12 protein-coding genes are annotated in these 18,914 nt (G+C 34.2%); 9 read left to right on the forward strand and 3 right to left on the reverse strand.

Annotation, left to right across the window (positions count from 1 at the left end; translation table 11 throughout):
* Nucleotides 1-21 precede the first annotated feature (21 nt).
* On the forward strand, nt 22-1,320 hold the full coding sequence (eno, locus tag CBF31_RS00300; RefSeq protein ID WP_126829813.1) for a phosphopyruvate hydratase: 1,299 nt from the start codon (nt 22-24) through the stop codon (nt 1,318-1,320).
* Between the two features lie 161 nt (nt 1,321-1,481).
* The gene (locus tag CBF31_RS00305; RefSeq protein ID WP_170167824.1) at nt 1,482-1,985 is read left to right on the forward strand and encodes a DUF2165 domain-containing protein; all 504 of its coding nucleotides are present in this window, start codon (nt 1,482-1,484) and stop codon (nt 1,983-1,985) included.
* 46 nt (nt 1,986-2,031) lie between these two features.
* On the opposite strand, the gene CBF31_RS00310 is transcribed toward CBF31_RS00305, so the two are convergent.
* Complete coding sequence (locus tag CBF31_RS00310; protein WP_126829817.1) at nt 2,032-2,370, reverse strand: DUF1904 family protein; 339 nt, start codon at nt 2,368-2,370, stop codon at nt 2,032-2,034.
* Between the two features lie 869 nt (nt 2,371-3,239).
* On the opposite strand from CBF31_RS00310, the gene CBF31_RS00315 reads away from it, so the two are divergent.
* The 4 genes from CBF31_RS00315 to CBF31_RS00330 all read left to right on the forward strand — a co-directional run bounded on the left by CBF31_RS00315 (nt 3,240) and on the right by CBF31_RS00330 (nt 15,483).
* Nucleotides 3,240-7,982, forward strand: coding sequence for an LPXTG cell wall anchor domain-containing protein (locus CBF31_RS00315; protein WP_126829819.1), 4,743 nt, complete (start codon nt 3,240-3,242; stop codon nt 7,980-7,982).
* A gap of 436 nt (nt 7,983-8,418) precedes the next feature.
* The gene (locus CBF31_RS11235; protein WP_211330801.1) at nt 8,419-13,005 is read left to right on the forward strand and encodes an LPXTG cell wall anchor domain-containing protein; all 4,587 of its coding nucleotides are present in this window, start codon (nt 8,419-8,421) and stop codon (nt 13,003-13,005) included.
* A gap of 212 nt (nt 13,006-13,217) precedes the next feature.
* Nucleotides 13,218-14,369: a serine hydrolase gene (locus tag CBF31_RS00325; RefSeq protein ID WP_170167825.1), complete on the forward strand. Its 1,152-nt coding sequence runs from the start codon at nt 13,218-13,220 to the stop codon at nt 14,367-14,369.
* A gap of 118 nt (nt 14,370-14,487) precedes the next feature.
* The gene (locus tag CBF31_RS00330) at nt 14,488-15,483 is read left to right on the forward strand and encodes a CobW family GTP-binding protein (protein WP_126829823.1); all 996 of its coding nucleotides are present in this window, start codon (nt 14,488-14,490) and stop codon (nt 15,481-15,483) included.
* A gap of 32 nt (nt 15,484-15,515) precedes the next feature.
* Here CBF31_RS00330 and CBF31_RS00335 read toward each other — a convergent pair whose 3' ends face one another.
* On the reverse strand, nt 15,516-16,943 hold the full coding sequence (locus CBF31_RS00335; RefSeq protein ID WP_126829825.1) for an MDR family MFS transporter: 1,428 nt from the start codon (nt 16,941-16,943) through the stop codon (nt 15,516-15,518).
* Nucleotides 16,943-17,386 (reverse strand): MarR family winged helix-turn-helix transcriptional regulator, encoded by a 444-nt coding sequence (locus CBF31_RS00340; protein WP_126829827.1) that lies wholly within the window; start codon nt 17,384-17,386, stop codon nt 16,943-16,945. The genes CBF31_RS00335 and CBF31_RS00340 overlap by 1 nt, the downstream gene beginning before the upstream one ends.
* Before the next feature lie 156 nt (nt 17,387-17,542).
* Here CBF31_RS00340 and CBF31_RS00345 point away from each other — a divergent pair, with 156 nt between their 5' ends.
* The 3 genes from CBF31_RS00345 (at nt 17,543) to CBF31_RS00355 (ending at nt 18,597) form a co-directional block, all read left to right on the forward strand.
* Complete coding sequence (locus CBF31_RS00345) at nt 17,543-17,710, forward strand: PspC domain-containing protein (RefSeq protein ID WP_126829829.1); 168 nt, start codon at nt 17,543-17,545, stop codon at nt 17,708-17,710.
* A 72-nt stretch (nt 17,711-17,782) separates the two neighbouring features.
* The gene (locus CBF31_RS00350) at nt 17,783-18,115 is read left to right on the forward strand and encodes a nitrous oxide-stimulated promoter family protein (RefSeq protein WP_126829831.1); all 333 of its coding nucleotides are present in this window, start codon (nt 17,783-17,785) and stop codon (nt 18,113-18,115) included.
* Between the two features lie 29 nt (nt 18,116-18,144).
* Nucleotides 18,145-18,597, forward strand: coding sequence for a DIP1984 family protein (locus tag CBF31_RS00355; RefSeq protein WP_126829834.1), 453 nt, complete (start codon nt 18,145-18,147; stop codon nt 18,595-18,597).
* The last annotated feature ends 317 nt before the right edge of the window (nt 18,598-18,914 follow it).

The following is an 18,914-nucleotide window of genomic DNA, read 5'->3' on the forward strand; positions in this document are numbered from 1 at the left end:
CCCAAAAGGAGAGACACAAACATGTCAATTATTACAGACGTATACGCACGCGAAGTCCTAGACTCACGTGGTAACCCAACAATCGAAGTAGAAGTTTACACAGAAAGCGGAGCTTTCGGCCGTGGAATGGTTCCTTCAGGCGCTTCAACTGGTGAATACGAAGCAGTTGAATTACGTGATGGCGATAAAGACCGTTACTTAGGTAAAGGTGTTTCTCAAGCAGTAGATAACGTAAACAATGTTATTGCTGAAGCTCTTATCGGTTTCGATGTTAGAGATCAAATGGATATCGACAAATTAATGATCGAATTAGACGGTACTCCAAACAAAGCTAAATTAGGTGCTAACGCTATTTTAGGTGTGTCAATTGCATGTGCTCGCGCTGCTGCTGACTTCTTAGAAATGCCTTTATACCACTACTTAGGCGGATTCAACACTAAAGTATTACCAACTCCAATGATGAACATCATCAACGGTGGATCACATGCTGATAACAGTATTGATTTCCAAGAATTCATGATTATGCCAGTTGGCGCTCCAACATTCAAAGAAGCTTTACGTATGGGTGCTGAAGTATTCCACGCATTAGCTAAAATTCTTAAATCTAAAGGTTTATCTACAGCTGTAGGTGACGAAGGTGGATTTGCTCCTAACTTAGGTTCAAACGAAGAAGGATTCGAAGTAATCATGGAAGCTATCGAAGCTGCTGGCTACAAACCAGGAACTGACGTAGTATTAGCTATGGATGCTGCTTCATCAGAATTCTACGATAAAGAAAAAGGTGTTTACGTTTTAGCTGATTCAGGCGAAGGCGAAAAAACTACTGAAGAAATGGTTGCATTATATGCTGACCTTTGCGAAAAATACCCATTAATCTCAATCGAAGATGGATTAGATGAAAATGACTGGGATGGTTTCAAAAAATTAACTGAAGTATTAGGCGACAAAGTACAATTAGTTGGTGACGATTTATTCGTAACAAACACAACTAAATTAGCTGAAGGTATCGAAAAAGGTATCGCTAACTCAATCCTAATCAAAGTTAACCAAATCGGTACTTTAACAGAAACTTTTGAAGCTATCGAAATGGCTAAAGAAGCTGGCTACACTGCAGTTGTTTCTCACCGTTCTGGTGAAACTGAAGATGCGACTATCGCTGACATCGCTGTTGCGACAAATGCTGGTCAAATCAAAACTGGTTCATTAAGCCGTACTGACCGTATTGCTAAATACAACCAATTATTAAGAATTGAAGATCAATTAGGCGATACTGCTCAATATAAAGGTCTTAAATCTTTCTACAACTTAAAAAATAAATAATCAATTTTGATTGTTAACCTCATCCTATTTTGGGTGAGGTTTTTTTGTTAGGAGTAGTAAAAAAATAGTAATAAGTAGTTCAAAATAAAGTTTTTATAACTGGAATTTATTAAGTAATCTAGTGGTACACTAAGAGTGTGTAAATGAGAGGAGAGTTTATTATGGTGTTAAATGAAAGAAAAGTCGACCGTCTCTTAAAGATTTTTACTGTCCTTATGCCAACTTCTTTTACTTTTTTTGTTATTATTGATAATATATTTTTTGCTTGGGATGATAATTTTCAGTTTGTTAAGCATGTGATGTCAATGGATACGGTCAATAGTGTTGTGGATTGGCGTAATTTTGATAGTCCAATGATTTGGAAGACCGCCTATACCCTTTTGATTTGTTTTGAAACAGCGACCTTCTTTATTGGCGTATACGCGTTAATTAGACTCTTAAGAGCTTTAAATAAAGATAATGATGCCTTTTTTAAAGCGAAACTTTGGGGTTACTTAACGTTTATATTCACGTTACTTATTTGGTTCTTTGGTTTTATTGATATTGGTGGGGAATGGTTTAAAATGTGGTTATCTCCTTCGTGGAATGGACAACCTATTGCTATGTGGCTTTCAATTTTATTTTCTGTTCTATTAGTTATTTTTCATCAACCAGAACGTGATTAAGCTAGATAATAGTAAAAGCTCAACCTTTTTAAGGGTTGAGCTTTTTTTAGATAAAGTTTTTACCATCTTCATAGTAGTTTGCTTCTTCTAACGTATTGAAGATAAGAGTGATTTCTTTTTCTTGATTATAGGTTGTGTTTAAGGTGTTGTACAGGTAGGTTGCTAGTTTATCTTGTACGTCTTGGCTACGTTTGAACCAACTAATTTCAAGAAAGATACTGTCAGAAGTTACCTCTGTTTGTTGAAAAAAGATTTTATTCTCTATGTGTTCAAAAGTAATCCAATCTTCTGGACAGTCGATAATTTCTGCACTTTTTGCTACAAGTTCTTGTGATAATTTTTTGACCTCGTCAACTGGAATATTTTTAAATATAAATCTGGGCATGAAAAAGCCTCCTTAATTTTTTGTTATTACAGTTGAATTATATATTATAGTAGTAAAAAAATAAATATTTTTGGGTAGGTTGAATTTAGAGATAACAGTTCTGCTTATAAAAAGCAGTTTTTGAAAACAACTTAAAATATTTTGGGATGAATTGATGACCAATGATGCACAGTTAAAGATTATGAATCAAGTAAAACTAGTAGTTTATTAGAAAAAAACAAGAAAAATTAAAGAATGGTTAGAAATTATAGATTAATAATTTTCTGAAAACACGAGGAGATAAGAGTGTTATTTTTTATAAAAGTATTTCTATTTTCGTTCAATAAAGGGTGGTTTTGATTTTTGGGATAATGGTTTTTATTTTATAGGTGATCAAAATATCGTATTTTTTTGATAAAATATTGTCAAAAAAATGTCATTTATCCGAATAAGTATGAATACATAGAAAAATGTATAAAAAATAAATTTGTATCTTTATAATACAAAATATTGAAATAACCACTTTTGATTATTAATGAACATTAAATGAACTAAAGTCTGTTTTTAGCATTATATAAAAAAAATGATATGATTTTATGTATATGTCTTGTTTTGTGTTATATTATTTATTATTAAAAATACAAAATATGAATATTGTTCATAAATAAGGGTGATATAATAAGAATAGATAATAATGAGGGAATTTGTCTTATTAAGTAAAAGTGTTATCTGAAAATGGTCCTAAGTGACAATAAATGTATTATTTTATATATTACATAAGAAATATTGAAGGATAAAACTTATTGATAAATATGTAACTATTACCAGATAAAAACAAATAAATAAAATAGACTTATTTCGTCAAACTATATAATATAAGAGGTGTTTACATGAGAAATGATAAAAAGAAACAAATTATAAAAAAGTGGAGTAAACGTAATTTAATAACAGGTAGTATGACTGCAATTACGATTGCTAATGTTATGACGCCGGCACTTCCTGCTTTGGCACGTGCGGCAACAATTGAAGAAACTAAAGCATCAGGTTTAGTGGTTTCTTCACCAGTATTAGATGGGTTTAGTTTAAGTAGTTATGAAGAGCAACTTAAGAAGTTTAATACACTTAAAGAGGATTACAAACTTATGACAGATTCTTTAAATGGTGAATTAACAAAGCTTACGGAGAAACAAGCTGCTTATGACAAATTAAAAGAGGGCTACGAAAGTGAGTTAACAACTTACGATAATGAATTAGCGACTTATAATAGTGAGTTTGCTGATATTTATGCAAATTATGTGAAGCAATATGAGCCTGAACTTAAAGAGTATCAAGGTAGATTAGAGAAGTATAAAAAGCAATTAGCTGACTATAAAGTGGTATTAAAAGATTATGATGACTTATTGTCAAAATATAATAAAGACTCAAAAGAGTATGAGAGCTTATTAGCTAAGTATGATGAAATGCTAGCAATTTATAACGAAAAAAAGGATACATATAACGCGCAGTTAACGGAGTTTGATAATAAGCTTAACGTTTATCAAGGTGATTTAGATAAGTACAATGAAGAGTATACCGCGTTCAAAAATGAATTGAATGAGTATGAGACAGTAACCGTCGTAGAGTATAAAAAAGGATTAGCAGCATACAATGAAGCCTTAACAGCTTATAAAGCCCAATTAGCTGAATACGATGGAAAATTAAAAGAGTATAAGCCTAGATTAGATAAATTTGAAGAGCAATTAAAAGATTACAAACCTACTTTAGAAAAATTAGAAGACAAACTAGCAGATTATAAACCAAAATTAGCAGCCTATGAAAAAATAGCGACAGATTACCGTGCTGAACTTGAGAACTATAGTGAAAAATTAACAGCCTATGAAACGGATTTGGAAACTTATAAGGCTCAAAAAGTAGCGTATGATAACCAAATGAAACAGACTAAAGAGGAAATTGCTGAGTATGGCAAAGGATTAACAACTTATAAAGAAAAATTAGCATCTTTAGATGAGCAATTAAACAAACATGAAGCAAGTGTGAAAGAATACGAGGCTATTGTAAAAGATTTTGAGGATAAAAAAGCACCGTATGAAACGCAACTAAAGAGTTATCAAGAACAATTAAATGGCTTTACAACGGAGTTAAGCTCTATTAATGGAGCTTTAGCTTCTTATGATACTCAAAAAGCAACGTATGACTCTCAGCTTGAAGCTTACAAGAAGCAATTGGCTGAGTATGAACAAACAGGTCAAACTGATACAGAGGCTTATAAAAAAGTTTTAGCGGCATACACTAAGACTATGGCTGATTTAGAACAATTAATGGTGACGTATAATGCAACTAAGCAAAAGCAACAAGAAATTTTGACACAAGAAACAACGGTTAAACAAGCTTATGAGACCTTAAATAAAGACTACCAAGTTCTTAGCGGTCAATATAATGAGGCACAGGCTAAATATTTAGAAGTAAAAGGAACATATGAGTCGACGCTAGCCGTAGCTAAGGAAACTCAAGTCGAGTACGATCAATTGGTAATTAAGTTAGAAAATGCTGAGAAGTTGTATGATGAGTTACAAGTTAAGTATGATGAGACGGTTAAAGTCTTTGATGACACACAAGTAAAAGCTGACGCGACTAAAAAAGAATATAAGATTATAAAAGAAAAGTATGATACGGCTAATGAAGAATTTGAAACTGTTAAGGCAGAGTATGATAAATTACAAAAAGAGTATGATGCAACAGTTGGCTCTTATGATAAATTAAAAACAGAGCGTGATGCTTTAAATGAAGAGTACGGCTTAATTGCAAAAGAGCGCCTAGACGTTGAGTCTAATTATAATAAAACCTCTGCTAAGTCAAAAGAGTTACAAGAAGAATTTAAAAAAGCGACAGATGCGGCTGGTAAAATCGAAGATAAGTTAGCGGGATTAAAAAATAAAATTGGCGGTTTAAACAAAACAAAAACTGATTTATTAGAAAAACGTCAAGTTGTTGCTGATAATTTTACAAAAACAAATGATTTATATAAAGAAACATTAGATAAATCCGAAGAAATCACTAAAAAATTAGGTGATATACAGGGACAAATACCTGAGTTAACAGAAAAAAAAGAAAAGACTGAAAAAGAGCTTGAAGTAATCGAAACAGAGTATAAGGAAGTTGAAAAGGGATATAACTCATTACTTGATATCGTCGAAAAAGCCACAGCGCATTACAAAAACATGGAAATAGAATACAGACGTGTTAAAGAGGCCTACGATAAAACCTTAGAAAGATATAACGAAGTTAATAAGGAGTTTAACGCTACTGATAAAGAAGCATTACGATTAGGTGATGAGATTAAAAAATTAAAAAATAAGTATACAGAAGTAACGAAACAGTATAATCTCTTAAAAACTGAATTCGAGTCAGCTACTAAAGAATACGAACAAAAAGTAAAAGAGCATGATGAAGCGGTGAAAGCGACAGAAGATGTTAAAACAATTCAATCTGCCTATAAAACGGCTTCAGAAGTAGTCAAAACAAATCAAACTAAAATTAAAGAATTAGAAGAGTTCATGCTGACTTACCCAATCAAAGAGAGTGAAAATCTCTCAGGTATTACAACAGAAAGAGATAAGTTTAATACACACTTTGAAGAATTAGTAAAAGAAGCAACGATAGCTAAAGAAGCTATCGTAAAAGCTGTTACTGACTATCAAACTGCTCTTAATGCCTTTGATAAGTCTCAAGGAAAAGAAGAAGGTTCACCTTCAGAAGCTCTGACTGAACCTGGTTATTTAGAAAGTCTGTCACAGTTTATGGAAGCTACTAATAAGTGGTATGAAAAGTCCTCAAAAATTTATCAAGACAATCATGACAGTATCCAACTGGCTAAAGACAGAAAGAGACAAGCTGAGGAACTTCTTAAAGATATGAAGGGTATTAAAATTGACGTCTCTAAACTAATTGAAGCTTATAGAGCGGAATCTAATGCAATGCTTGCCGAATATGAGAAGATTTCTGTATATGCAGGTAAGGGATTTACTCAGGTAACCAAAGAAGAGGCTTTCGAGATTGTACACAAAGTTCAGGACCTTACTGCTCATGATATAGATGCTGCTAGAGCTATGTTTGAAAAATACAATGGCCAGGCAACTGCTATCAAGCAAAAGATAGACGATGATGTGGCGAGATATAACGACACCATTAGAAAAATTAATGCACTTGGACCTGAAGAAAAGCTCATGGAACTTGATATGAACGGTAAATCAAGATTTGCTACATACTATAAATCATTAAAGAGCACCTTATTTGATAATTTATTCTCTCTGGATGAGGGGAATAAAAAAACAAATATCTTTAAAACCCTAGAGATATTAAAGAATAATAAAGATAACTATGATAATGCACTAGAGACAAAGAAAGAGCTAGATGCGTCAGGAGACCTATCAATTTATGAAGAATGGGGTGGTAAGGGGCATACAGGAGAGTGGACAGAAGAAGACAAGCTGTATGTTTTATTATTTTTGTACTCAAGTTCAGAGTGGGACCAAAAACAATTTTCCCCTAAAGGCATGCCTTCGTTCACAGAAGATAATACGTTGGATGTCACATTCAAATATGAATTCAAAGGGATTGAACATATAAAAGGGTCGACTTCTGATTTAAATGAACCTCTAGTGAAAAATATCGTAATACCAGAGGTACCAGATAAACCAGTCCTGCCTGATCGTGTTGAACCGGTCGAAATGAGTGTGGGAACAGTGACAGAAACAAGAGAACCTGACGCTCCAACATTAAAATCATTGATGTTAACACCAGAGACACCTGAAAAATTAGAAGAACTTGGTCAAATCCATGAGGTTACACCACTGCCTTCAGAAAATCCAGAAGAAATTAATGGACCTGGAGTAGTGGGTGGGCCAAGTACTCCAGAAGGCAAGCCGTCTGAGATTATCAAACCAGAAGGTCCAACAGGACCAGGGGATATTGATGCTCCAAATGAGGTGGATAAACCATCAGAGATGGTACCTGGACCATCAGAAATTATTGAACCAGGTGAAGTCAAAGATCCAGATCCTATTGATAAATGGGAAACAGAATTAGAAGAACCTGTCAAACCAGGGACACCTTCTGATGTCAATGATACTGAATTAGGTGAAGCGCCTGTTGAACCAGGTGAAGTAGGCGAGATTGAGGAACCAGAAGAACCAGGTAAACCTGTATTAAAACCGACACCGATTGAGCCGGGGATCCCTGTGGATCCAGAAGAGCCAAAGATTCCGTGGACACCAATTGAACCTGGGATCCCGACACCAAAACCAGAACCAAAACCAGAACCAAAACCAGAGCCAAATCCAGAACCAAAACCAGAGCCAAAACCAGAGCCAAAACCAGAGCCAAAACCAGAACCAGAACCAAAACCAGAACCAAAACCCAAAGACAGACCAAGCTATAATACGACTTATAAACCAAGTTATAACTCAACGTATAGTCCGAGCTATGACGCAACGTATAAATCAAACACGACAGTAAATACAAAACAGACAACTTTACCTCAAACAGGTGAGAAGAAATCAAGTTTTGCTTTAGCAGGTAGTGGTATGCTTGTATCATTATTAGCATTAGTAGGTCTGAGAAGACGTAGAAAATAAATTAAAGTTATAATTTATTTTCTTATTATCCGTAACTATTTTTTTGAACGAAATTTCACAAAGAATAAAAGACGTTACTCGAAGCTATTCTCTTTATGAGAAGCCTTAGAGTGACGTTTTTTTTGATTTTAAAAGGTATTGTTTTAAGATTCGATAAATTAAATTGTATAATAAATGTTAAACTGCCATGAAAAAGCAGCTCGTTTTTTTGTGAAATTGACGTTTTTATGAAAATTCCAACATTTTTTTCGTTTTTTAAGAAAAAATAATAAAAAAAATGAAAAAAATGTGTTTTTGTACACTTTACACTGATATAATGAACGTGAATTGGTGGATGGTTAGTCGTTTTATAGTTAAAAAAATGGATGTATAAGTTGCACCATTAAGGAATTTATAATTTAAGACAAAAAAACAATATAAAAGGGTGTATAAAAAAATGAGTAAAACAAAAAAACAAATTATAAAAAATTGGAGTAAGCGAAATTTAGTAACAGGGAGTATGACAGCTATTACGATTGCAAATGTTATGACACCAGCACTTCCAGCACTTGCGCGCGCTAATGCTATTAATGAAAATAAAGTTAGTAGTTTAAATGTGACGTCGCCGAAATTTAGTGGTTACGATTTAGCGAGTTATGAGAAAGAGTTAATAAAATTTAATGAACAAAAAGATAACTATAAGCAATTAGAAGAGACTTTAAAAGTCAAATTAACAGGGTTACAAAACCAACAAAAAGAGTATAAAGACTTAAAAGAAAAATATGCTACGGAATTAGCAACATACAAAGAAGAGTTGAACAAGTACAACACAGATTTTGCAGATGTCTATGATAAGTATGTGGCGGAGTATGAGCCAAAGTTAAAAGAGTACGAAGGTAAGATAGAAGGCTATAAAACACAACTGGCAGACTATAAAAAAGTATTAGAAGGCTATGACAAATTACTAGGCGAATACGATAAAGATTCTGTAGACTATAAAAAATTATTAGCGACTTATGAAGACATGTTAGTAAAATATAATGAGGCTAAAGTAAACTATCAAGCTCAATTAGCAGAATTCGATAAAAAACTAGAAGGTTATAAAAAAGATATTAATGCGTATAATGCTGAGCGAGATGCTTTTGAAAAAGAATTAAATGACTATGAAACAATTACAGTTGTGGAGTATAACAAGGCTTTAGAAACATATAATAAAGCATTAACCTCTTATTCATCACAATTAGATGAGTATGAAGCAACATTAAAAGAGTACAAACCTAAATTAGAACAATTTGAAAAAGAATTAGCCGAGTATAAACCAGTCCTTAAAGATTTTGAAGATAAATTAGCTGACTATCAACCAAAATTAGAAGCCTACGAAAAAACAGCAACAGACTACAAAAAAGAATTAGATGCATTTGGTGAAAAAGTGAAGGCTTATGAAGCTGATTTACAAAACTATGAGGCGAAAAAAGCAGAGTACACTGCACAATTAGAGCAAACAAAAGCTCAAATCAAAGATTATGAAGGTAGCTTGGTATCTTACAATGAAAAATTAGCATCATATGATGAACAATTAGCTACACATGAAGCGAGTGTTAAAGAATATGAAACATTAGTTCAAAGTTTTGAAGGTCAAAAAGAAGCTTATGATGAAAAAGCTAAAGCTTATGAAAAGCAATTGTCAGATTTTGAAGGTCAGTTATCGTTAATCAATGGCACACTATCATCATATGAAGGTAAAAAAGCAGAGTATGAAGGTAAATTAGCAGCTTATCAAAAACAATTAGCAGAGTATGAAAAAACAAATCAAACGGATACAGAAGAATACCGTAAAGTTTTAGCAGAATACAATGTGACTAAAGCTGAGTATGACAAATTAATGATGATCTACACTGCCACTAAAGAAAAGCAACAAACGTTAAAAATTCAAGAGGCAGAAGTTAAAACAGCTTATGAGGCTTTAAAAAATGAGTATCAACCATTATTAGCACAATATAATCAAGCTAAAACAAAATTTGAAGAAGCTAAAGCAAGCTATAAAACGACACTTGAAGCCTCTAATCAACTAAAAACAGAGGTAGAAAAAGTTAAGGCTGAATTAGAAACAGCGAAACAAAGCTATGAGTCATTACAAGTGAAGTATGAAGAAACAGTAAAAGCGTATGATGAAACAAAAGTAAAAGCAGAAGAAGCTAAAGCTGAATATGCTAATATTAAAGTGAAATATGATGCAGCTAAGAAAGAATACGATACTGTAAAAGCAGACTATGACAAATTAAAAGCAAGCTATGATGAAACAGTAGCAAGCTATGAAAAGCTAAAAGAAGAACGTCAAGCGTTAAAAGAAGATTATGATTTAATCAAACAAAAACGCATCGAAGTAAAAAAACAATACGATGCAACGTTAGTTGAGCTTGAAAAAGTTGAAGATGTGTTCAATAAAGCTTCCAAAAACGCACAAGATATTAAAGATAAATCAGCGGATTTAAAAGATAAAGTTGCGGAACTAACAGAAGCAGCAGACAAGTTAGAAACAGAACGTAATGAAGTAGCAAGTGAGTACGATAAAACAAATCAATTATTCGAAGAAACATCGGCGAAAGCGAAAGACGTTGCAGCTAAATTAGCAGATTTAGAGACTAAAAAATCTGATTTAGAAAAAGAAAAAACTAAGACAGAAGCTGCACATGCGGAGTTACAAAAAAAATATGATATAGTATTTGCTCAGTACAAAGAGTTACTTGCTAAATTTGAAAAAGCGACAGAACACTTCAAAAATATGGAAGCTGAATATAAGAAAGTCAAAGAGGCTTATGACAATACTCTTAAAAAATATAACGATATTAAAGTGAAGTATGATGGGGTTAAAGGTCAAGAACAACCGCTTAAAGATGAAATAGCTGAATTAGCTAAAGATTATGCGAGTGTTTCGGCACAGTATGAGAAATTAAACAATGAGTATTTATTATTACAAGATGAGTATGAAAAAGCACTTGAACAACACGAACAAGCTCAGAAAGATAAAGAACAAGCTGAAAAAGATTTAGCGACTGTAAAAGCAGCTTTTGAAAAAGCTCAAAAAGCAATTACAGATAACCAAGGTAAAATCAAAGCGTTAGAGCAAGTCATGACAGAATACCCGATGGAAGAGAGTAAAGGGGATACTAGTATTACAACAGAACGCGAAGCGTTTGATGCTAAATTCCCAGGCATTCGTACTGAAGCGGAAACAGCTAAGGAAGCCATTGCCTCTGCAATTGCAGAGTACCAAACAGCTTTAGAGACGTTTAATAATTCTGGTAGCAGTGCGACAGATTCACCTAAAAATGCAGCAAATCCATCAGATTATGTTGAACAGATTAATCAATTCTTTACAGAGACAGACGCTTGGTATAAAGAAGCATCAGATACTTATGATGCGAATAGAGAGGCAATTAAGACAGTTGAGGACTTAGAAAAACAAGCTCAAGAGCTTAAAAGTGAATTAGAAAAAGCCACAATTAATTTAACGGGTATTACAAATGATTTTTCAGATGAGATCAACGAACGACAAGAATATTATAATAAAGTTAGTAAAGAATATAAATTACAGCCTTTCGAGAATGAAACCATAGAAGAAATAACCCGTCGTATGAATGAACTGAAGAAACATTTGGATGGGGATATGCCGTTTTTTGAAGATGTGGTTAGGACCTATAGACAAAAAGTCATTGATCAAATGGCAAGATTAACCGAACAAGTCGATAAATATAATGCAGTTATTGAAAAAATATTAACATTAGACCCAGATGCTAACATTAAAAAACTAGATGTGACGGATGAGACTACTAATATTTACGATTATTTTGACCAAATGCGAGACGCGTTAGAATTGGAATTAAATCTAGATGTAGATAATACAGACTCCAAATTAAACGCCTTAAATAACCAAACAAATAAAAATAAGAGTAATTTAGAAAAAGCCCAAGCTGATGTTAAGGGTAAGGTAAGTGACAAAAAAATGGATGATTTTATTTCTGATTCAAACACACCCGATCGAGGGTGGACTGAAGATGATAGATTGTACTATTTCATGTTTAAAAAGCGTCCAACTAACTGGGCAGAAGAACAAGTCACGATTCGTGATTATCCAGAATATGCCGAGAATGGCGATATCATCTTTGAATTTGAATTTAAAGGAAAAGATGTTCCCCCTATCTCTGCCGTAAAAGTCACTCTAAATAAACCTAAAGGTAAAGTGATTAATGTTCCTGAAAAACCAATTGAACCAACTGTGCCAACTAATATTGAGAAAGTTGACTTAATAGTTGGAACGGTTTCAGAACCTGAAGTACCAGTAGTACCTGTTTTAAAATCTAAATTAGATGCTCCTGTAGCACCTGAGGTAGCAAACAAACCAGGTAATATCGGTGAGGTTACACCACCTTCAGAAACACCAGAAGGAATCGAAGGACCAGGTGAAGTGGAAAAACCAGTCGCACCAGAAGGAAATCCTTCAGAAATTACTAAACCAGAAGCACCAACAGAACCAGGTGAGGTTGAAGAGCCTAATGAAGTTGAAAAACCATCAGAAATCGCTCCAGCGCCATCAGAAATTATCGAGCCAGAAACAGTAACAGACCCAGAATCAGTTGAGAAGTGGGAAAATGAGTTAGAAGAACCAGTTGAACCAGGGACTCCAACAGATGTTGAAGATATTGAAATTGGTGAAGCGCCTGTGAAACCAGGTGATGTAGGAGAAATGGATAAACCAGAAGAACCTAAGAAACCTGTCTTAAAACCAAAACCAATTATCCCAGGAAAACCAGTTATTCCTAATAAACCAATTATTCCAGGGAAACCAGTTATTCCTAATAAACCAATTATTCCAGGGAAACCGGTCATCCCGAATAAACCAACAGTACCGCACACGCCAACTCCTAAACCAGGTCAACCGATTTTACCTCAAACAGGAGAAGAAGAATCAAACATTGCTTTAGCAGGCAGTGGTATGCTTGTGTCGTTATTAGCATTAGTAGGTCTTAAAAGACGTAGAAAATAAATTATGAAAAAATACTACATTTCTTTAGAAATGTAGTATTTTTTTATGGACATTTTAATGAACAGAAGTCAAGCATTTCCGACTCGGAATTTGTCCGAACAGGTCCAAAAGCTTTATTTTTTATGATATACTTTGAAATGGATACGCTTTAAATTGCGAAAGAGTTTTTAATAATGAAGAGTGAAAGTATAAAGAAGTGGAGAATTTTTGGTATGGATAAAAGAGTAGTAGCTGTATTAGGGTTGACAGGAGTAGTATTGATGCTATCGGTTATTAGTATTAAGATGGAAAGAAATAGCAGCCAAGCTGAAGTAGGTAAAGGCATAACAATCACAGATTCAATAAGTGAACCTGCTAAAAAAAATAAAGCATTTAGTAATGACTATGTTGTTACTGAACCATATTTTCCAAGATTATCGATGGAAGATGAGACTCTTGGACAAGATGTTTTGCCAATAGGAACATTAGTTTCTGTTAAGCCTATTGAAGGGAATTCAGATTGGGTTGAAATAGAAAGTGATCCTAAAAAAGGGTTTGTTGAAAAAAGTGTTTTGAAAAAAAGAGAAACCTATATAGAGAAACGTGAGTCTAAGCGAAAGCCTACTTTCTCATCAGGTGAATTTAAAGAGAAATTAGATGCTGATTTAGCTTCTTTTTTAGCAGAAAAAGGAGGAGACATTAGTGTTCACGTTGAAACCACAGATAATAAATTCGCCTATAATTTTTATGGAGATGAAGTAAAGCGAACGGCGAGTAGTATTAAACTACCATTTATTAGTTATCTTATGACATTAGTTGATAGTGGGTTGGTTGATTTAGATACGGTGTTAACTTATACAGCTAACTTTAAGCTAGACGGAACAGGTATCATTCAATTTGAGCCATTCGGTTCGCAATATACGGTTAAAGAATTAGCTGAATTAGTTATTCGTCACAGTGACAATGTGGCGTATATTATGCTATTAAATTTTGTGGGAGAAGCTAACTTTATTCAATTTTTAGCGGAACTAGATCCTGCCTCTCCTCCTAATCGAGTATTTTCAACTGCTCGTATTTTAAGTAAATCAATGGAGTATGTTCACAAAAAACAAGAGAAAAGTGATAATATGAAATTGTTGTATAACTGGATACAAAATAGTACCTTTGATGATGGGGTAGAAATAGGCTTACCTGGTGTTGATGTAGCCCATAAAACGGGTTGGATGCCAATGTATAAAGTAAGCAATGATATTTCGCTTGTTTTTGATAAAGAGAGACCTTACTATATGACCATCATGACAGTAGGGTATGGCGATGATTATAGTGAGCAGGCGATTGGTGATATCGCAAAGCTTGTTGATAAAAATATGTTACGTCTAAAATAGAGTAATTCATAGAAAAGGGATGAGTGTGATGACTCATCTCTTTTTTGTATAGTTGACGAATGTAAAGACGAACGCTAAACTTATAAGGTAGAATTTAAAAAGAATAAGGAGATAACTTATGATAATCCCAATAACAGTTGTGACTGGATTTTTAGGGTCTGGTAAAACAACTTTAATTAATAATGTATTAAATCAAGTCAATCATTCAAATGAAAAGATTTTAGTTATTGTGAATGAATTTGGTGAAGTGGGAGTAGACCATGATTTATTACAAACATCAAGTGAGAAGATAGTTCAGCTTAATAACGGTTGTGTGTGTTGTAATTTGAGAGAAGATTTAGTCAGTTGTTTACTAGAGAGTGTCAAACAACCAGAGGCTAAAAAACTAGAATCAATCATAATAGAGACAACAGGTGTTGCTGACCCATTGCCAATTATTAGAGCCGTCCAAACGTCTCCATACTTACGTCCATATGTCAGATTAGATAGTGTTATCTCAGTGGTAGATGGTATCAATGTGATGAAAAATAGTGAGCACGTATCAGAAGTAAAGCAACAATTAGCTTATGCTGACCGTTTTATTCTAACTAAATCAGACAAGCTAGCTAATGATAAAAAGCAAGAGCTATTAACGCACCTTACTAGCGTTAATCCTTTAGCAGATGTTCGCTATTTTAAGAGGGAAGAACTATTTCCAACGCAAGATTTCTTTAATTTGGAATTATTTGATGCAGTAAAAGAAATTGAGGGACTAACTTCAGAGGACCATGCTCACACTCATGACACGTCTTGTTCATGTCATAGTTGCGGTGGACATGGACAAAATAATTTTGAATCAGTAGTCCTTACAACAACTGACTACCTGCCAGAAAATAAATTGGTTCGTTGGTTAGATGAAGTAGTCCTACATTTTGAAGGAACGTTATACCGTTATAAAGGGTTAATTCGCATAGAAGACCGTGAGTTGATGGGCGCTTTACAAGGTGTGGTAACTCACTATGAGTTAAACCTGACTCCTCATTTAGCAGAAGATACTCCGACAAAATTAGTTTTTATTGGAAAAGGGTTAGACAAAAATTATCTAGAGGGTAGTTTTAAAAAATTAACCAACTAAAAAGAACATGCCGGAGGAGGCATGTTCTTTTGTTATTTTATGAAGTGCGTCGCAGGCATTGCGGCTTGTTTCTTTAATCGTGTCGTAAGTAATAACGCCAAGATACAAAGTAGTGTCGTGATAATGTATGCGACTCGTATGCCGTAAAGTAAGCTTTCCTGCGCAGTCCCACTAGATGTGGCTAGAAGATGGGTATCATGATAAGTGGAAGCCATACTCATAGCCGTGATTAATAATGAGGTCCCGATAGAACCTGCAATCTGTCTAGTGGTTTGAAACATAGCTGTACCATGTGCCACGATTTCGATAGGTAATGATTTAAGTGCTTCTGTCTGTAAAGGCATTAGGATAAGTACAAGTCCTATGGAACGAATAGTCTGTGCAAGACAGGCAAATGAAACGGTAGTTGTTTCATTCAGAGATGCGAACATTACTGTTCCGATAATCAAAATAATTAACCCCACAAATGTTACAGGTTTCGCACCATAACGGTCAAATAATCGTCCAGATAAAGGCGAAAGAATCGCCATAAAGAAAGCTCCAGGGAGCATGATAATACCAGAAAGAAAAGGCGATACCCCTCTAACATTTTGTAAGAACATGGGAAGTAATAACATTCCACCATACAAGGCCATGATAATAATAAAATTGATAATGGTCGTCATCGTGAACATTTTACTTTTAAAGACTAAGAAATTAAGCATTGGAATTTTTTGACCTAACTGTTGTTTGATAAACAAGTAAGTTAAAATTAATCCAATTGTAATGACACCTAGTACTTTGAAACTTAACCAGGGATTTTCACCAGCATTACTGAAACCAAGTAGTAATGAGCCTAAACCTAAACTTGATAAGATAACACCAAGAACGTTGAATTTAAGCATTTTTTGTTTCCCTACATTGGTTAAGAAGAAAATAGCGAGAATAAGATTAAGTCCTGCAAAAGGCAGTAATCCATAAAAAAGATAACGCCAGTGGTAATCTTGAACGACCCATCCGGCAAGTGTAGGGGCGATGCCTGGTGCAAAATTCATTGCCAGTCCAACAAGGCCCATAACACTTCCAATTTTATGAGGTGGGTAAATTGTCATTAAAGTAACCGTCATAAGTGGCATAATAATACCCGCTCCAATAGCTTGTACCATTCGTCCTGCAACCAAGATGATAAAGTTAGGTGCAAACCCTGATATAGCACTCCCTAGTAAAAACATAGTAATCGAAAAGATATACAGCGGGCGTGTCTTAAAGCGTTCAATTAAAAAGGCTGTGATAGGTATCATTAAGCCACTCACCAACATATAGCCGGTAGAAAGCCACTGTCCAAGACTAGCGCTTATTTGGAAATCTTCCATTATTTTAGGTAAAGCAACGTTAAGTAAAGTTTGATTAATATTACATAGGAACGTTCCCATTAAGAGTACAGCTAAAATTGTTGTATTTTTTTTAGAAGAGGCAGTCATTAGATGGTCACCTCATCGATTTTAGTTAATAGGTCATCGTGGATTGAAAGTAAAGTTTCGATTTTTTCAGGACCAATATCAAGTAGAGAGGCAAGATTTTCTAAATAAATATCATAGGTTTCTCTAATTTTCTTAAGCCCACAATCAGTAACATGCAATTGATGGCAACGTTTGTCTGTTGGATGTTCTGTTGTTGTAATAAATCCAGCTGTAATCATTCGATTGATTGTACCTGAAACGGTACTTTTGGCGAGTTTCATCTCTTTGGCTACATCCTGAGAATGAATACCTGGTGAGTGCTTAATAATATCTGCGATTAAAAGTTGGACGATTGTAATCTCTTTTTCCATCGCAGCGGCATTTAAAATATGTCGTGTTTTTTGATGAACCTCTCTAAAAGAAAGTAAAAGTGTTTTGAGTTGTAAATTTTTATCTTCTGTCATAAGTCTCCTCCTAATTAGTTCGCAAGCGAACTATATTATCATAACGCTTTTTTCAGCTAGGGTCAAGGGTGTAGGGAAACATCAGACTACCGACTGATGGCTAACTATAGGTGGGGTGTTAAACTCAGTGTATAATCAATTCAGGAGGAAAATAAAATGCGTTCATTAAGAAAAAGTCAATCAGATAGAGTGTTAACAGGAGTGTGTGGTGGGATTGGTCGTTTTTTTGGTATTTCAAGTAATTTAGTACGTGCAATTTTCGTTGTGACAGGAGCGGTATTAGTTTATATTTTACTTGCCTTATTTTTAGAAGAAGGAATGTAAAAAATGGATTGTAGAACCTCTCACAATCTGATACTCTGATATTAAGAAGTCAGAAGTTATCGGAGGGATAGTATGGCACGAGTGAAAAATGAGGGACCGCTTATTTTAGAAGAAATGCAAATGATAGAAGTCATGATTAAGCTTTATTATAGTAAGAATGCGTCAATTGCTGATGTGGAAGAAAATAGAATGTTGACTTATGCAATGAAACGACTGCAGTATTGTCAATTTGGTGAAAAAAAGACGACGTGTCAAAAGTGTCCGGTCCATTGTTATCAACCTAGATATAAAGAACAAATGAAACAAGTCATGCGTTATTCGGGTCCACGAATGTTGTTCAAGCATCCTGTACTGACTTTAAAACATGGATTTAGAGGTCTAACACGTAAAGTAGTAGTGAATTAATAGATAGAGTGATATAGGAGGAAGTTTGAATGAAATTAGCAGAGGGCTTATTACTCAGAGCTGAGTATCAGACAAAATTAGAAAATTTGCAAAGTAGATTACTTTCGAATTTGAAAATGCAAGAAGGTGATATCCCAAATGAGGATCCAAGTCTATTGTTAAATGAAATGGAAGAAACTAATAAAAAATTAACAGATTTGGTTAAAATGATTAACAACTGTAATGCTCGTGAAACGCTATCAGATGGACGAACATTATCTGATGCTCTAGTAGATAGAGAAGCATTATTAAAAGAACGACGTATTTTGGCAAATCTTGTTGGTCGTGCAAGTGAACAAGATTACCGTGTGAGTCGTGCGGAAATTAAAATGACAGTAACGTTATCTGTAAAAGAGTTACAATCAAAAATTGATGTGCTATCAAAAGAGTACCGTCAGTTGGACACCGAGTTGCAAGGTAAAAACTGGACAGTAGAGTTATAAAAAGAAGAGATGGTAGCTAAAAGAAAGTGGCCTACAAAGGTTTGCTGACTAACCTGAATAGTCACATTGCATGGTAGGACGATGGGCTAGTCCTTTAAGGTTCGATTCCTTAGATAATAAGTGAGGCCTCAACAGCTAACATGTCTACACTTAACAAATGATTCATTACAACCAGTAGCAGTTCTTTTAGTGAGGGTGGGATAGGGAAAATATATATTAAAGAATACAACACTTTTTAACGGATTAATTATGAACGTTAAATTATTTTTAATTATATCGTGTATGTTATGTTTTTAATCGACGTCTCTCGTAGACGT

Source organism: Vagococcus fessus, assembly GCF_003987565.1.
Lineage (GTDB): Bacteria > Bacillota > Bacilli > Lactobacillales > Vagococcaceae > Vagococcus_D > Vagococcus_D fessus.

Coding starts and splice junctions, on each gene's coding strand:
- CBF31_RS00330 (WP_126829823.1), top strand. CDS start 14,488: ATGATAATCCCAATAACAGTTGTGACTGGATTTTTAGGGTCTGGTAAA.
- CBF31_RS00345 (WP_126829829.1), top strand. CDS start 17,543: ATGCGTTCATTAAGAAAAAGTCAATCAGATAGAGTGTTAACAGGAGTG.
- CBF31_RS11235 (WP_211330801.1), top strand. CDS start 8,419: ATGAGTAAAACAAAAAAACAAATTATAAAAAATTGGAGTAAGCGAAAT.
- CBF31_RS00315 (WP_126829819.1), top strand. CDS start 3,240: ATGAGAAATGATAAAAAGAAACAAATTATAAAAAAGTGGAGTAAACGT.
- eno (WP_126829813.1), top strand. CDS start 22: ATGTCAATTATTACAGACGTATACGCACGCGAAGTCCTAGACTCACGT.
- CBF31_RS00350 (WP_126829831.1), top strand. CDS start 17,783: ATGGCACGAGTGAAAAATGAGGGACCGCTTATTTTAGAAGAAATGCAA.
- CBF31_RS00340 (WP_126829827.1), bottom strand. CDS start 17,386: ATGACAGAAGATAAAAATTTACAACTCAAAACACTTTTACTTTCTTTT.
- CBF31_RS00305 (WP_170167824.1), top strand. CDS start 1,482: ATGGTGTTAAATGAAAGAAAAGTCGACCGTCTCTTAAAGATTTTTACT.
- CBF31_RS00310 (WP_126829817.1), bottom strand. CDS start 2,370: ATGCCCAGATTTATATTTAAAAATATTCCAGTTGACGAGGTCAAAAAA.
- CBF31_RS00355 (WP_126829834.1), top strand. CDS start 18,145: ATGAAATTAGCAGAGGGCTTATTACTCAGAGCTGAGTATCAGACAAAA.
- CBF31_RS00335 (WP_126829825.1), bottom strand. CDS start 16,943: ATGACTGCCTCTTCTAAAAAAAATACAACAATTTTAGCTGTACTCTTA.
- CBF31_RS00325 (WP_170167825.1), top strand. CDS start 13,218: ATGGATAAAAGAGTAGTAGCTGTATTAGGGTTGACAGGAGTAGTATTG.